The sequence below is a fragment of the Sphaerimonospora cavernae genome (assembly GCF_042435035.1).
Classification (GTDB): Bacteria; Actinomycetota; Actinomycetes; order Streptosporangiales; family Streptosporangiaceae; genus Sphaerimonospora; species Sphaerimonospora cavernae.
In genome coordinates this window covers 260,699-274,993 of record NZ_JBHMQT010000032.1, presented here as the reverse complement: position 1 = coordinate 274,993, position 14,295 = coordinate 260,699, and the positions used below count along the sequence as shown (strand labels likewise).

14 protein-coding genes are annotated in these 14,295 nt (G+C 70.2%); 6 read left to right on the top strand and 8 right to left on the bottom strand.

Features of this window, described 5'->3' with window-relative positions:
* Positions 1-106: 106 nt before the first annotated feature.
* Positions 107-691 carry a hypothetical protein gene (locus ACFHYQ_RS14635; RefSeq protein WP_394301676.1) on the top strand — a complete coding sequence of 195 codons (585 nt, stop codon included), beginning with the start codon at positions 107-109 and terminating at the stop codon, positions 689-691.
* Positions 692-697: 6 nt separating this feature from the next.
* Here ACFHYQ_RS14635 and msrB read toward each other — a convergent pair whose 3' ends face one another.
* Positions 698-1,099, bottom strand: a complete 402-nt coding sequence (gene msrB / locus ACFHYQ_RS14630; protein ID WP_394301675.1) for a peptide-methionine (R)-S-oxide reductase MsrB — start codon at positions 1,097-1,099, stop codon at positions 698-700.
* Between the two features lie 276 nt (positions 1,100-1,375).
* On the opposite strand from msrB, the gene ligD reads away from it, so the two are divergent.
* A complete protein-coding gene (gene ligD / locus ACFHYQ_RS14625; RefSeq protein ID WP_394301674.1) occupies positions 1,376-2,377 on the top strand; it encodes a non-homologous end-joining DNA ligase in 1,002 nt (333 codons plus the stop codon).
* Between the two features lie 279 nt (positions 2,378-2,656).
* On the opposite strand, the gene ACFHYQ_RS14620 is transcribed toward ligD, so the two are convergent.
* A complete protein-coding gene (locus ACFHYQ_RS14620; protein ID WP_394301673.1) occupies positions 2,657-3,433 on the bottom strand; it encodes an alpha/beta hydrolase in 777 nt (258 codons plus the stop codon).
* A gap of 158 nt (positions 3,434-3,591) precedes the next feature.
* On the opposite strand from ACFHYQ_RS14620, the gene ACFHYQ_RS14615 reads away from it, so the two are divergent.
* A complete protein-coding gene (locus ACFHYQ_RS14615) occupies positions 3,592-4,320 on the top strand; it encodes a pyrimidine reductase family protein (RefSeq protein ID WP_394301672.1) in 729 nt (242 codons plus the stop codon).
* Positions 4,317-5,414 (top strand): ATP-dependent DNA ligase, encoded by a 1,098-nt coding sequence (locus tag ACFHYQ_RS14610; protein ID WP_394301671.1) that lies wholly within the window; start codon positions 4,317-4,319, stop codon positions 5,412-5,414. The genes ACFHYQ_RS14615 and ACFHYQ_RS14610 overlap by 4 nt, the downstream gene beginning before the upstream one ends.
* Here ACFHYQ_RS14610 and ACFHYQ_RS14605 read toward each other — a convergent pair.
* Complete coding sequence (locus tag ACFHYQ_RS14605) at positions 5,404-5,712, bottom strand: AzlD domain-containing protein (protein WP_394301670.1); 309 nt, start codon at positions 5,710-5,712, stop codon at positions 5,404-5,406. The genes ACFHYQ_RS14610 and ACFHYQ_RS14605 overlap by 11 nt on opposite strands.
* The gene (locus ACFHYQ_RS14600) at positions 5,709-6,425 is read right to left on the bottom strand and encodes an AzlC family ABC transporter permease (protein ID WP_394301669.1); all 717 of its coding nucleotides are present in this window, start codon (positions 6,423-6,425) and stop codon (positions 5,709-5,711) included. The genes ACFHYQ_RS14605 and ACFHYQ_RS14600 overlap by 4 nt, the downstream gene beginning before the upstream one ends.
* 82 nt (positions 6,426-6,507) lie before the next feature.
* On the opposite strand from ACFHYQ_RS14600, the gene ACFHYQ_RS14595 reads away from it, so the two are divergent.
* Positions 6,508-7,230 carry a Clp protease N-terminal domain-containing protein gene (locus ACFHYQ_RS14595; RefSeq protein ID WP_394301668.1) on the top strand — a complete coding sequence of 241 codons (723 nt, stop codon included), beginning with the start codon at positions 6,508-6,510 and terminating at the stop codon, positions 7,228-7,230.
* Positions 7,231-7,262: 32 nt separating this feature from the next.
* Here ACFHYQ_RS14595 and glgX read toward each other — a convergent pair whose 3' ends face one another.
* From glgX to ACFHYQ_RS14575, 4 genes are all read right to left on the bottom strand, one after another.
* On the bottom strand, positions 7,263-9,380 hold the full coding sequence (gene glgX / locus ACFHYQ_RS14590; RefSeq protein WP_394301667.1) for a glycogen debranching protein GlgX: 2,118 nt from the start codon (positions 9,378-9,380) through the stop codon (positions 7,263-7,265).
* Between the two features lie 59 nt (positions 9,381-9,439).
* Complete coding sequence (locus ACFHYQ_RS14585) at positions 9,440-9,868, bottom strand: OsmC family protein (RefSeq protein WP_204014273.1); 429 nt, start codon at positions 9,866-9,868, stop codon at positions 9,440-9,442.
* 47 nt (positions 9,869-9,915) lie between these two features.
* The gene (locus ACFHYQ_RS14580; protein WP_394301666.1) at positions 9,916-11,568 is read right to left on the bottom strand and encodes an isovaleryl-CoA dehydrogenase; all 1,653 of its coding nucleotides are present in this window, start codon (positions 11,566-11,568) and stop codon (positions 9,916-9,918) included.
* A 124-nt stretch (positions 11,569-11,692) separates the two neighbouring features.
* Positions 11,693-13,285, bottom strand: a complete 1,593-nt coding sequence (locus ACFHYQ_RS14575) for an ankyrin repeat domain-containing protein (protein WP_394301665.1) — start codon at positions 13,283-13,285, stop codon at positions 11,693-11,695.
* An 80-nt stretch (positions 13,286-13,365) separates the two neighbouring features.
* Between ACFHYQ_RS14575 and ACFHYQ_RS14570 the strand changes: the two genes are divergently transcribed.
* Positions 13,366-14,253, top strand: coding sequence for a DUF1707 domain-containing protein (locus ACFHYQ_RS14570; RefSeq protein ID WP_394301664.1), 888 nt, complete (start codon positions 13,366-13,368; stop codon positions 14,251-14,253).
* Positions 14,254-14,295 lie beyond the last annotated feature (42 nt).

The following is a 14,295-nucleotide window of genomic DNA, read 5'->3' as shown; positions in this document are numbered from 1 at the left end:
AACAGGTGTGAGTGGAGTCACTTGCGCTGAATGTCGGAATCACGGGCTGGTCATGGCCGAGGCTTTGCCATAATGTGACGGAACGTTCCCGTCTTTGTGAGGCAGAGTGTCGAGCCGTCTGGCACGTTCCAGGGCGCGCCGCCGGAAGCGGCGCGCCAGGGCACAGGTCGCCGCCCTCGGGGTGACCATCGCCGCCGGCGGAGCCTTCGCGGTCGCCGGCCCGATCTTCCATGTGGCAGACCCGCCGGGCACCGCGACGCCGGCGGGGGTCGCCGCGCCGGCATCGACGGAGGCGCCGATCGAGGCGCCGATCGAGGCGGCCGCCGAGACCGCGGCGAAGTCGGGCGGCACGTCGGCCGCCAAGGCGTCCGGCCCGTCGAAGTTCACTGACAAGAAGGCGGCGGCCTACTTCAGGAGCCGTTGGAAAGACGGCACCGCCAAGCGCGTGCGCGACATCCGGACCACCGGGCGCTACCTGCGGATCTACACGAACCTGCCGGAGAACGCCGGAAACTCCAAGACCGCGATCACGCTGTGCAAGCGTGGCCTGGAATACCTGGAGGAGCAGGGTGAGCGCAACCCGGTCGTCTTCGTGCAGGCGAAATACGGCGGGAACGGCAACCCGGTCCTCGCCAACGTCCTCGGCCCCGACGATGCCGACTGCCGCGTCACCCACCCCAAGCCCCGGTGAGGTGAATCACTCCGTGGGTTCGAGCGTCAGGCACACGGAGTTGATGCAGTAGCGGTCGTCGGTCGGGGTCGGGTAGCCCTCGCCGTGGAAAACATGCCCCAGGTGGGAGTCGCACGTCGCGCAGCGGACCTCCACCCGGCTCATGCCCAGCGAGTCGTCCCGGTGCAGGGTCACGGCCTCCGACTCCGACGGCTCGAAGAACGACGGCCACCCGCAGTGCGACTCGAACTTGGCCCCCGAGCGGAACAGCTCGGCGCCGCAGGCACGGCAGGAGTAGACCCCGGCCGTCTTGACGTCCACGTACTCACCGGTGAAGGGTTGCTCCGTCCCCGCCTGCCGGAGCACCCGGTACTCCTCCGGAGACAGCCGGGCCCGCCACTCCTCTTCACTCCTGATCACTTTGTCCATGGGCACCAGCCTAATTCGGCCAAGGGAAGGTCAGTTCTCCTCGCCCGGAGCATCCTTTCGCGGTCCTCCCGGCGTCTTCACAGACGAGGCCTCAGGGCGAGAAGCACCCGACCCGTGCTGGACGCCGCCCCGGGGCGCCTCACGTGGTCCGTCCCGTCGCGTTCGCGCGACCACGAGCCCCGCCCGGACAGGGCGAGCGGGCTTGCGGGAGCTCCCGGTCCGGCCGCCGTTGGCAGCCCGGGGCGGACCATCTCCTTTCTGGGTAGTGTCCGTTGCATGGCGTCGCCGTACATCGAACTCGAAGTCGAGGACCGGACGGTCAAGGTGACCAACCCGGACAAGGTCTACTTCCCGGGTGCGGGAGCCACCAAGCGCGACCTGGTGGAGTACTACGTGAGCGTCGGGGACGGTGTGCTGCGCGCCCTGCGCGACCGGCCGACCTACCTCAAACGGCACCCCGACGGAGTCGGGTCTGAGGCGATCTACCAGAAGCGGATGCCCAAGCACCCCGACTGGATCGAGACCGTCACCGTGGGCTTCCCCAGCGGGCGCACCGCCGACGCGTTCTGCCCGACGGAGGTCGCGGCCATCGCCTGGTGCGCGAACCTCGGAACGATTGACTTCCACCCCTGGCCCGCCCGCCGGCCCGACCTCGATCACCCCGATGAGCTGCGCATCGACATCGACCCGCAGCCCGGCACCTCCTTCGAGGACGCCCGCAAGGTGGCCTTCGCCGCGGGCGAGGTGCTCGGCGAGCTCGGCATGACCGGGTTCCCCAAGACCTCGGGCAACCGCGGCGTCCACATCAGCGTGCGCATCGAGCCTCGCTGGACCTTCACCGAGGTACGGCACGCCGCGATTGCGTTCGCCCGCGAGGTGGAGCGGCGCCTCCCCGGCCTGGCGACCACCGCCTGGTGGAAGGAGGAACGGGGGGAGAAGGTCTTCATCGACTACAACCAGAACGCCCGCGACCGCACGGTGGCCGCCGCCTACGCGGTGCGCGCCCGGCCGGACGCCACCGTCTCCGCTCCGGTGACGTGGGAGGAACTGGCCGACTGCGACCCCCGCGACTTCGACATCCGCAGCATGCCGGGGCGGTTCGCGAAGATCGGCGACCTCCAGCGGACCATCGACGACCGGGCGTTCGCCATCGACACGCTGCTCGAGTGGTACGCCGCGGACGGCCGGGGCGACCTGCCGTACCCGCCGAACTACCCCAAGATGCCCGGCGAACCCAAACGCGTCCAGCCCTCCAAGGCCCGCCCCTCGGACGGCTGACAGGGACGCACGCGGCCTGGATGGTTGGTTCACCGGCCTTCGCCGTGACCAGTGGGCCTCGCGTGCCGCGATCAAGAAGGTCGAGCTGGACCGCGACACGAGGGGATCGTCAAGATCAACGCGCTGGCCGACCGGAGCGGCGACGAGGACTGGGAGTACGCGCGCGCCAACGACGGCGTCGGCGGGATCGACATCACCCTGGCCCTGGAACCCGAGGGCCCGCGCGTGCAGAGCATGCAGACGGCGGTTGACCGCGGACGCGTCAATCGGGTGCCGACGCTACGGCGAACACGAAAGGATCGCGTCCTTTATCAGGCGCCCGGCCTCGGGGTGATTTTTCACCAACCCGGTGCTGTGGTCCTTCCCGGGGACGAACAGCAGTTCTCCACGATTCCGGGTGTTCACGTGGCTGAATATCTCTTTGGCGTTGCTCGCGATGTCGGTGTTACCTTCTTCGGTGGCGATCCATGTCTTGGGTAGTGGTTCTTTCGCGACCATAGGGTCGACCGAACCACTTCGGTCGCTTATGGCCTGTAACGGCGAGATGGCGACAGCCGCGCATATGGGAATATTTTCGCTTCCGGCTTTCTTCCCGGCGGCGAGGGCGATGGGAGCGCCGTAGGAAGTCCCCATGACCGCGAACCGTACGGCTCCACCGCTCTTCAGCCAGTGCAGCGCATCGATCGTGTCCTCCACGTACCGGGTCATGTTCGGGGCTCCTTCGCTGGAGCCCGTGCCGCGACGGTCGGGAATCACCACCTGTGCGTGAGTTTCCTCGACGACTTCGCCGATCTCCTCCAGCCAGTCGCACAGGCTCTGATTCAGTCCGTGAACGAGAACCACGCCGACCCGGGCGTCGGCGGGACCGAGAGCGGCCGCGCCCAGTCGGACGCCGTCTCGCGCCCGCAGGATCACTCGCCGGACCCCTGAAGGAACAGAACCACATTGATCCCGCAGCGCGCTCTCCGGAGAAACCCTGACGGGCTTGCCGGAACCACATCCGGTAAGCCCTGCCAGGGTCAAACTGAGAAGCAGCGAGAGGCCGCGATAGCTCAAGACGAAACCTTTCCGCCCCGAATCCTTACGAGCGCCGCCTCTGATAATGCGTTGCGTTTGTAGATCACCGGCCGAGCCTACCGGCCGGCAACGTCAGGTGGCACGTGAGCGGCGGGATCACCAACCCTGGAGGACCGTAGGTGTGCCAGGGTGGGAGCGTGCGTCGTATACATCCGTATGTCGAGGACGATCCCGACCTCGCCGCCGCCTACGGGTACCCGCGGGAGGGGTGCCTGCGGGTCAACATGGTGGCCAGCGCCGACGGTGCGGCCTGGCTGGAGGGCAGGTCGGCGGGGCTGTCGAGCCCGGGGGACCGGCGGATCTTCCATTACCTGCGCGGCCTGGCCGACGTGGTGCTGGCGGGTGCGGGGACGGTCAGGACCGAGGGGTACGGCCCGTCGAAGCCGCGTGCGGGATGGCCCGCGCTGCGTGCGGGCCGCCCGCCCGCGCCGCCGATCGCCCTCGTCACCCGGCGGCTCGACCTCGACCTGCGCGGGCCGCTGTTCACCGAGGCCGAGCCGTACCAGCGGACCATCGTCATCACCACGCGGGCGGCGCCGCGGGACCGCCTCGAAGAGGCGGGAAAGAACGCCGAGGTGCTCGTCGCGGGGGAGGAACTGGTCGACATGGCGGTGGCGGTGCGCCTGCTGCGCGAGCGTGGGCTCGGCCGCATATTGTGCGAGGGCGGGCCGCGGCTGAACGCCGAACTCGCCGCCGCCGGGTTGATCGACGAACTGGTGCTCACGATCAGCCCGTTGCTGGCCGGCGGGGACGCCGCGCGCGTCCTGAACGGCGTGGTCGCGCGGACCCCGCTCGCCCTGGCGCACGTGCTCGAGGAGGACGGCGTCCTGTTCACCCGCTACGTCAGCGAGGGGGCTGCTCGATGAGGCTTCCGGTCGAACCGCCGGTGGCGCCGATGCTGGCCAAGGCGGTCAAGCGGCTCCCGCCGCAGGACGGCACGCTCTACTACGAGCCCAAGTGGGACGGCTTCCGCTGCATCGTTTTCCGCGACGGCGACGAGGTCTATCTGGGCAGCCGGAACGAGCGGCCGTTCACGCGCTACTTCCCGGAACTGGTGGCGGCCGTCAAGGCCGAGCTGCCGCCGCGCTGCGTGGTCGACGGCGAGATCGTCGTCGTTTCGGGCGAGACGCTCGACTTCGACGCGCTGCAGCAGCGGATCCACCCGGCCGCGTCCCGGGTGAAGCTGCTGGCCGAGCGGACACCCGCCTCGTTCGTCGCCTTCGACCTGCTCGCAGAGGGTTCGGAGAACCTGATGGCGGAGCCGTTCGCGGCACGGAGGGCACGCCTGGAGAAGATCCTCGGTACGGCCTCCGGCTCGGTACGGCTGACCCCGGCCACGATGGACGAGCGGCAGGCCGCAGAGTGGTTCGGGGTGTTCGAGGGCGCCGGGCTGGACGGCATCGTCGTCAAGCCGGGGGGCATTCCGTACGCGCCGGACAAGCGGGTGATGTTCAAGGTCAAGCACGAGCGGACGGCCGACTGCGTGGTCGCGGGGTATCGCGAGCACAAGAGCGGCCCGGTGGTCGGGTCGCTGCTGCTGGGGCTGTACTCGGCCGATGGCCGCCTGCACCATGTGGGGGTGGCTGCGTCGTTCCCGATGAAGCGGCGCGCGGAGTTGGTCGCCGAGCTCGCGCCGTACCGGATGGACGATCTGAGCGAACATCCGTGGGGTCACTGGGCGGAGGTCGCCGAGGGCGGCGCGGCGGTAGCCGGGCAGCGCCTGCCCGGGGCGGTGTCGCGGTGGAACGCCAAGAAGGACCTGTCGTTCATCCCGCTGCGGCCCGAGCTGGTGGTCGAGGTGGCCTACGACCACATGGAGGGGGACAGGTTCCGGCACACCGCCCAGTTCCGCCGCTGGCGGCCCGACCGGGAGCCCGCCTCGTGCACCTACGACCAGCTCGACCGGCCCGTCGCCTACGACCTCGCCGACATCCTCGGCGGCCGACCCGCTAACCGGTGAGTGCGCGGACGGCGGCGGTGACGACGACCGCGACCGCGACGACCACGAGGAACGGCGCACGCAGCAGCAGCGCGACGGCCGCCGCCGCCAGCCCGGCGGCCCGCGCGTCGACCACCAGCGCCTGCCCGCTGCCGAAGGTCTGAATGGCCGTGAGCGCGGCCAGCATGGCGACCGGCACGAGGGCCGCCATCCGCCGTACGAGGGGCCGGTCCAACAGCCCCGCGGGCACGGACAGTCCGAGCAGTTTGACGAGGTAGCAGCCGAGCGCGGTGACGGCGACGGCGATCCAGACGGTCAACGGGATGCCTCCGGGCGGCGGGTGAGGGTCAAGACGATCGGTGCGGCCAGCACCGAGACGAGGACGGGGACGCCCGCCGGCAGTAGCGGCAGGCAGGCCAGCGCGAGCGCGACGGCGAGGACGGCGACCAGGACCTCCTGCCGTCCACGCAGCATCGAGGCGAGCAGCGCCAGGAAGACGGCTGGTCCGGCGGCGTCCAGCCCCCATGCGGACGGGTCGCCGAGCGCCTCGGCGCCCAGCGCGCCGAGGAACGTGGTGAGGTTCCACAGCACGTACAGGCTGGCCCCGGTGACCGCGAAGCCGAGTCGTGCGCTGCGTCGATCCGGCTGCGCCATGGCCACGGCCGACGTCTCGTCGATGATCCACTGCGCGGCGAGTGGGCGCACCGCGCGTGGCAGGCGCATCAACTGGGCCAGTCGCAGTCCGTAGAAGGCGTTGCGCACGCCGAGGAACAGCGCTCCGGCCACGGCCGCGGCGGGGTTGCCGCCCACGCCCAGCGCGCCGACGAGCGCGAACTGCGACGCCCCGGTGAACACGAGCAGGGAGAGCGCGCACGTCTGGGCCAGGCTCAGCCCGGCCCCGGCCGAGGTCACGCCGAAGGCGAATCCGGACAGGCCGACGGCGACGCCCACGCCCAGGGCGTCCCGTACGACCGCCGCCCGGGGGCGGATCAGGGTCCGTTCTAGAGGGATTTGCGAAGATTCCGTGGTCACGGGCTGAAACTACCTGGAATGAGGCACGGGGGGCGTCAACGGTAGGTTGACGATAGCATGTCGTCAACCTACCGTTGACGGTATGACGAATCCGATCCATTCGATGCATCCCGTCCGCCTCGACGACCTGATCGAGGCGATCAAGAAGGCGCACACCGACACGCTCGACCAACTCTCCGACGCGGTCCTGATGGCCGACCATCTCGGCGACGTCGCCGACCACCTGATCGGCCACTTCGTCGACCAGGCCCGGCGATCGGGTGCCTCCTGGACCGACATCGGCAGGAGCATGGGGGTCACCAAGCAGGCCGCGCAGAAGCGGTTCGTGCCGAAGGCCGCCGCCGAGACGCTCGACCCCGGTCAGGGCTTCGGACGGTTCACGCCGCGGGCGAGGAACGTCGTGATGGCGGCGCACAACGAAGCCCGCGCCGCGAGCAACGACGAGGTCCGCCCCGAGCACCTGGTGCTGGGCCTGCTGAGCGAGCCCGACGGCCTGGCCGCGAAGGCCATCGCCGCCCAGGGCGTGCCGCCGGAGGCCGTACGGCAGGCCGTGGCCGCGGAGTTGCCGCCGGCAGCCGATGTGGTGCCCGAGATCGTGCCGTACGACGCGCAGGCGCGCAAGGCACTGGAGCTCACACTCCGGGAGTCCCTGCGGATGGGCCACAACTACGTAGGGACCGAGCACATCCTGCTCGCCCTGCTGGAGTTGGAGGACGGCTCCGGCGTGCTCTCCGGGCTCGGGATCACCAAGCCGGCCGCCGAGGCCCACGTCAAGGCGGCCCTGGCCGCCATCCTCAAGGACTGAAGGACCAGCAGGAGCCGGGCCAGGAGGAGGTGCTAGTCCTGGGAGCGGCGCAGGATCTGAAGGGACCGGGGGGCGACGGACACGTCCGCGCCCGCTCTCCGGACCTCTTCGTCGGCGGCCGCCCGGTCCGGAGTCTCATCGGCGGTGTCGAGCACCGATTGCCAGTGGTCACCGAACTCGGCCGCGGGCAGGGTGAACGTCAGGTTCTCGTGGTGGGCGTTGATCAGCAGAAGGAACGAGTCGTCCCAGATCTTCTCCCCACGCGGGCCGGGCTCGCTGATCGCGTCGCCGTTGAGGAACACCGCGAGCGACTTGGCGTAACCGGTGGCCCAGTCGGCGTCGGTCATCTCCTCACCGGCCGGGGTCAGCCAGACGATATCGCGTACGCCGTCCCGGACCTTGCCGTGGAAGAACCTGCGCCGGCGGAAGACCGGGTGATCGCGCCGGAGTTCGGCCAGCCGCCGGACGAACTCGAGCAGGTCCGCCTCAGTCTCGGCCAGCGACCAGTCGACCCAGGAGATCTCGTTGTCCTGGCAGTAGGCGTTGTTGTTGCCGTGCTGGGTGCGGCCGAACTCGTCGCCCGCCGCGATCATCGGCACGCCCTGGGACACGAACAGAGTGGCCAGGAAGTTGCGCCGTTGCCGTCTCCGCAGCGCTGCGATCTGGGGATCGTCGGCCGGGCCCTCCACGCCGCAGTTCCAGGAGCGGTTGTCGTCGGTGCCGTCGCGGTTGTCCTCGCTGTTGGCCTCGTTGTGCTTACGGTTGTAGGAGACCAGGTCGGTGAGGGTGAACCCGTCGTGGCAGGTGACGAAGTTGATCGAGGCGACCGGCCGGCGGCCGCTGGTGGCGTACAGATCGCTCGAGCCGGACAGCCGGGAGGCGAACTCGGGCATGGTCCTGACGCTGCCCCGCCAGAAGTCGCGTACGGCGTCGCGGTACTTGCCGTTCCACTCGGTCCACAGGGGCGGGAAGTTGCCGACCTGGTAACCGCCGGGGCCGACGTCCCACGGCTCGGCGATCAGTTTCACCTGGGAGATCACCGGGTCCTGCTGGATGAGGTCGAAGAACGCGCTCAGCCGGTCCACGTCGTGCAGCTCCCGGGCGAGCGCCGCCGCGAGGTCGAAGCGGAAGCCGTCCACGTGCATCTCCTGCACCCAGTAGCGCAGCGAGTCCATGATCAGCTGTAGCGCGTGCGGCGAGCGGACGTTGAGCGAGTTGCCGCAACCGGTGTAGTCGAGGTAGTAGCGCCGGTCCTCGTCGTGCAGCCGGTAGTAGGCGACGTTGTCGATCCCCCGGAAGCCGAGCGTCGGGCCCATGTGGTCGCCCTCGGCGGTGTGGTTGTAGACGACGTCGAGGATCACCTCGATCCCGGCCTCGTGCAGCGCGCGGACCATCGCCTTGAACTCCTGGACCTGCTCGCCCCGCTGCCCGGCGCTCGAGTACGCGTTGTGCGGAGCCAGGTAGGCGATCGTGTTGTAGCCCCAGTAGTTGGTCAGCCCCCTGGCCACCATCGCGTGTTCCGGCACGAACTGGTGCACCGGCATCAGCTCGACCGCGGTCACCCCGATCGAGAGCAGGTGATCGAGCACGGCGGGATGCGCGAGCCCGGCATAGGTGCCGCGCTGCTCCTCCGGCACCCCCGGGTGCCGCATGGTTAGGCCGCGCACGTGCGCCTCATAGATGACCGTCTCGTGGTACGGCGTACGCGGCGGACGGTCGTTGCCCCAGTCGAAGAACGGATTGATCACCACGTTCTTCGGCATGTAAGGGGCGGAGTCGTCGGTGTTCAGCCGTGCCGGGTCGGCGAAATGGTAGGAGAAAAGCGACTCGTTCCACCGCACCGAGCCCTCGACGGCCTTGCCGTACGGATCGAGCAGCAGCTTGGCGGGATTGCACCGGTGGCCGTGCTCGGGCTTGTACGGGCCGTGGACGCGCAGGCCGTACCGCTGGCCGGGCATGATCCCCGGCACGTAGCCGTGCCAGACGAACCCGTCGACCTCGGGCAGGTCGACGCGGCTCTCCGAGCCGTCGTCGTCGAACAGGCACAACTCGATCCGCTCGGCGGCCTCCGAGAACACCGAAAAGTTGGTTCCCACCCCGTCCCAGGTGGCACCGAGGGGGTACTGCTCTCCAGGCCAGACCTCGCGCATATGACCCCGTTCCTGCCGGGCCCCCACCTGGTCGTGGGGGCCCGGGATGGTGTTTCGAATCAGCCGACGAGTTCGGCGTTCAGCGAGATCGTGGTCCCCGCCAGGGCCTTGCTGACCGGGCAGTTGGCCTTCGCCGTCTCGGCCGCCTGCTGGAAGTCCTCGGCGGAGATCCCCGGCACCTGGGCCCGGACGGAGATCACGATGCCGGTGATGCCCTCACCGGGTTGGAAGGTCACGTCCGCCCTGGTCTCGACCGACTGCGGCGGAGTCCCCGCCTTCGCCAGGCCGTTGGACAGCGCCATGGAGAAGCACGAGGAATGGGCGGCGGCGATCAACTCCTCGGGGCTGGTCTTGCCGTTCGCCTCCTCCGCACGGGACGGCCAGGAGACCTCAAAGGTGCCGACGCCGGAGGAGTCCAGCGAAACCGAACCCGATCCGTCCAGGAGGGCGCCCTTCCACTGGGTCGTGGCGGTACGCGTGGTCGCCATCTCGCTCCCCTTTCCATAGGTGTGAGAATCATTTTCCACGGACGACCCTAGCGCGCGGTGCCCCCCGAGCGATTCAGGACCACAGAGCGATCCATGACCACAGAGCGATTCAGGACCGCCGACAGGTCCAGACCTCCCGGCAACGTGCCGAAGGCGCGTCCCCAGTCGCCCGCCAGGCGGGAGGCGCAGAACGCGTCGGCCACCGCGGCGGGCGCGTGCCGTACGAGCAGGGACGCCTGCAGGACCAGGGCCATCTCCTCGGCGACGCGCCGCGCGTCCGTCTCCCCGGCCGAGGCGATGGTCTTCTGGGCCCGTTCGGCGGCGTCGGCGACCCGGCCGTCGCCGGCCAGCGCCACCTCGGCGAAGAACGCCTCCATGGCCTCGGGTTCGCGCGTCAGCACCCGCATCAGGTCGAGCGCGGCCACGTTGCCCGATCCCTCCCAGACGCCGTTGAGCGGCGACTCACGGAAGAGGCGGGGCATCTGCGACTCCTCGACGTACCCATTGCCGCCCAGGCATTCCAGAGTCTCGGCCGCGTGCGCGGGGCCTCGCTTGCACACCCAGTACTTCGCGGCCGCCAGGGCCGCCCGGCGGAACAGGCCCTCGGCGGCGTCGCCGCGTACCGCCCGGTCGGTCGCCCCGGCCAGCCGCAGCATCAGCGTGGTCGCGGCCTCCGACTCCAGCGTCAGGTCGGCGAGCACGTTGCGCATCAGGGGCTGGTCGAGCAACTCCTTGCCGAAGGCCCTGCGGTGGCCGGCGTGGTGGATCGCCTGCGCCAGGCCGTACCGCATGCCGGCCGCGGAGCCGATCACGCAGTCGAGCCGGGTCATGTTGACCATCTCGATGATCGTCCGGACGCCGCGGCCCTCCTCGCCGACCAGGAACGCGACGGCGTGCTCATACTCGACCTCGGCCGAGGCGTTGGAGTGGTTGCCGAGCTTGTCCTTCAGGCGCATCAGCCGTATCGCGTTGCGTGAGCCGTCCGGCAGCACGCGGGGGAGCAGGAAGCACGACAGACCGCCGGGAGCCTGGGCCAGCACCAGGAACACGTCGCACATGGGCGCCGAGTTGAACCACTTGTGCCCGGTGATCGCGAAGCTTCCGTCGGCGAGCGGCTCGGCCCGCGTCGTGCCCGCCCGGACGTCGGAACCGCCCTGCTTCTCGGTCATCGCCATGCCGGCCAGCACCCCGCGCTTGTCGGCCGCCGGGCGCAGCCCGAAATCATAGGTGCGTGACGCCAGCAGCGGCTCCCACTCGGCGCGCAGCGCGGGGGAGTGCCGCAGCGCGGCCACCGCCGCGTACGTCATCGAGATCGGGCAGCCGTGCCCGGCCTCCACCTGCGACCAGACGAAGAACTTGGCCGCCCGCGCCACGTGCGCGCCGGGCCGGGCCGACATCCAGGGCGCGGCGTGCATGCCGTTCGCGACCGCGACCGACATCAGTTCGTGCCACGCCGGGTGGAACTCCACCTCGTCGATCCGGTTGCCGTACCGGTCGTGGGTGCGCAGCACGGGCGGGTTGTCGTTGGCCAGCCTGCCCCACTCCTGCGCCCGCGCCGATCCGGCCAGTACGCCGAGCTGATGGAGCTCCCCCGTCGCCCAGTCCGCGCCCTCGCGGGCGAGGCCCTCCAGCAGTGCGCGGTCGGCTGACACGTCGTGGCCGGTCAGCGGGGGCACCTGGTTGGTCACGTCGTGGGTCACTGCGTCCTCCTGTCGGGGCGGGGGCTGACCTTCGGGTGAGTTGACCTGTCGGAGTAGGTTCAGCATCCCCCCGGGTCGGCCAAATCGCCAGCTCATGAAACTCCGGGTAACAGAACTCAGGGGGTCACGGAACTCCGGTGCCGGCGATCCCGGCCTCGCGGATCTCCAGTCCCAGCTCGGCGGCCGCCTCCAGGACGAGGTCGCGGGCGTAGCCGCGCTCGCCCTCCAGATCGCCCGTCTGCCGCCTGCTCTGCCCACCGCCGCTCGGCTCGCACAGCACCCGGTGGATTCCGCCGATGGCCCGCCGGTCCCCCCGTCCGGCCAGGCCGAGTGCGGCCTCCGCGACCGTCGTCAGGTCGCTGTCCGCCAGCCGGGCGGCGAGAGCCTCCCTGATCCGCCGGGTGTCGGCGGCCAGTCCCGCGATGCCCATGGTGGCCCAGTCGCGTACCTTGGGGTCGGCGTCCTCGCTCAGCCGGACGAGCGCGGCGATCCCCTCCTCGTCGTCCGGCGGCAGGACGGCGGCGAGCGCCACCGGGTCGCTCACCGTGGGCGTCCGCCCAGGCAGGTTGACGATGCCCAGCACCTCGGGAAACGCCCGCTCGTCGGCCCGGTGGCCGAACGCGTGCAGGACGGCCTCGACGACCCGCGGGTCACTCTCCTGACGGGCCATGTCCCGCAGGATCGCCAAGGCGCGCTCGTGATAGGGATCGTGCTCCATGTCCTGGCCGAACTCGGCCAGCACGTCGGCGCCGAACTCGCGCTCCACCGGGTCGGCGCTGTCGCACAGCCGCGACGCCGCCTCGAACGTCTCGTCGTCATGCCGCCGCCGCAGCGCCTGCACGGCCGCCCACCACGTCTCGTCCTCCTCGTCGATATCCCGGTACGGCGTAACGCGTTCGAGTAACTCCGCGACGGGCGGGCGGATGCCGAGGACGATCTCCAGGTGCGTCGCGATCGCGGCGTGGCCGTACTGCCGGCTGATCGCGAAGCCGCCACCCTCGGGGTGGCACGCCTCCACCGTGATCAGACGGGTGCCGTCCGGGGCCGCGCACCCGGCCGTCACCACCGTGTGGCCGCCCTCCGCGCGCTGTTCCTCCGCGCGCTGTTCCTCCACCTGGGCGGCGACCTCCTCACGCATCGCGCTCTCCAGGTCCACCGACGCCCACCGCCTGGCGATCTCCAGCGGGGTCTGACCCCCGGAGCCGGGCAGGGAGGGGTCGGCGCCGTGCTCCAGCAGCGACCAGACGATTCCGTACGCGCCGAAGCGCGACGCGAGAGTCAGGGGGGTGTCCCCGTCGTCGTCGGTCACGTCCGGGTCGGCTTCGGCATCGAGCAGGACGTCGGCGGACTCCAGGTGACCGTTGGCAGAGGCCCACAGCAGCGCGGTCCAGCCGCCGTGCTCCCGGGCGTCGGGGTCGCAGCCGCCGTCGAGCAGCGCCTGCACGGTCTGCGCGTGGTTCCAGCACGCGGCGGCGCACAGTGGAAGCCCCTCGTCCTCGCCGCCGCTCGGCTGGTCCGGGTCGGCGCCGTACTCCAGGAGCAGCCGGACGATCTCGTGATTTCCCGTGACGGCCGCGTGGTAGAGCGGTGTCGTTCCCTGGGCGGGGTTCAGGACGGTGTTCCGGGCGGTGTCCAGGGTGATGTCCGGACGCAGCATGGCCTCCACCCGCGCCACGTCGCCCCCCGCCACCGCGTCAAGAAGCTTGCTCCGGGTCACCCTTCCATGCTCACACATGCCCGCACAATCGTTCCCGGGGAGGATGGGAGCGCGCGCATGATGGCGTTACCTTAGACATCGTGAATGATCCGGGTGGAATGCGTGCTTCCGACGCCGAACGCGAGTCTGTGGTGGAAAAGCTGCGGGAGGCGTCGGTCGAGGGGCGGTTGACCCTCGCCGAGCTGACCGAACGGACCGAGGCGGCCTATCTCGCCCGGACCCACGCCGAGCTGGCGCAGTTGACCGCTGATCTCCCCGGCGGAGCCCCGGCCCCGGCCGCCGGCCCGGCGTTCACCCCCTCCGCCCAGCCCGCCCGGCCACAGGGCCGGGTGCGCAAGTGGATCGTCGCGGTGATGAGCAGCGAGAAGCGGAAGGGGAAGTGGCGCATCGATCAGGAGATCGGCGCGGCCGCGGTGATGGGCGATGTCACGATCGACCTCCGCGAGGCCGAGGTGCGCACTCCCGAGGTGGACATCGCGGTCACCTGCGTGATGGGCACTGTGAAGATCATCGTCCCGGACGGTGTCGACGTCGAGCTCTCCGGCTTCGCCATCATGGGAGAGAAGAAGGTCCAGGCCGTTGAGCCGCCGACTGGTCGCAACGCGCCCGTGGTCAGGGTGAACGCCTGGGTGGTGATGGGCGAGGTGAAGGTCATCGGGGACTCCCGGGCCGAACCGATCAAGCGCGCCCTGGGCGCGTGGACCGATTGGTGGCTGGAGCGCCGTCACGAGATCGGCCACCAGATCGAGCACAACATCCGTCACGCACTGGAGTACGACCGGCAGGCGCGTCGCGACATGCTGCGCGAGGTCCGTGAGAGTGTCCGCGAGATACGCCGGGACGTCAGGGACAATGCCCGCGAGGCACGCCGTGAGGCCCGGGACAACTGGCGTGAGGTGCGCCGCGGCGGCTACCCGCCGGAGCCCCCGTCGCCGCCGTCACCCCCGTACGGCGGCCCCCGCCGCTGACCACCGCGGTCGCGGTCCTTCCACCTCAGTGATCTTTTAGTC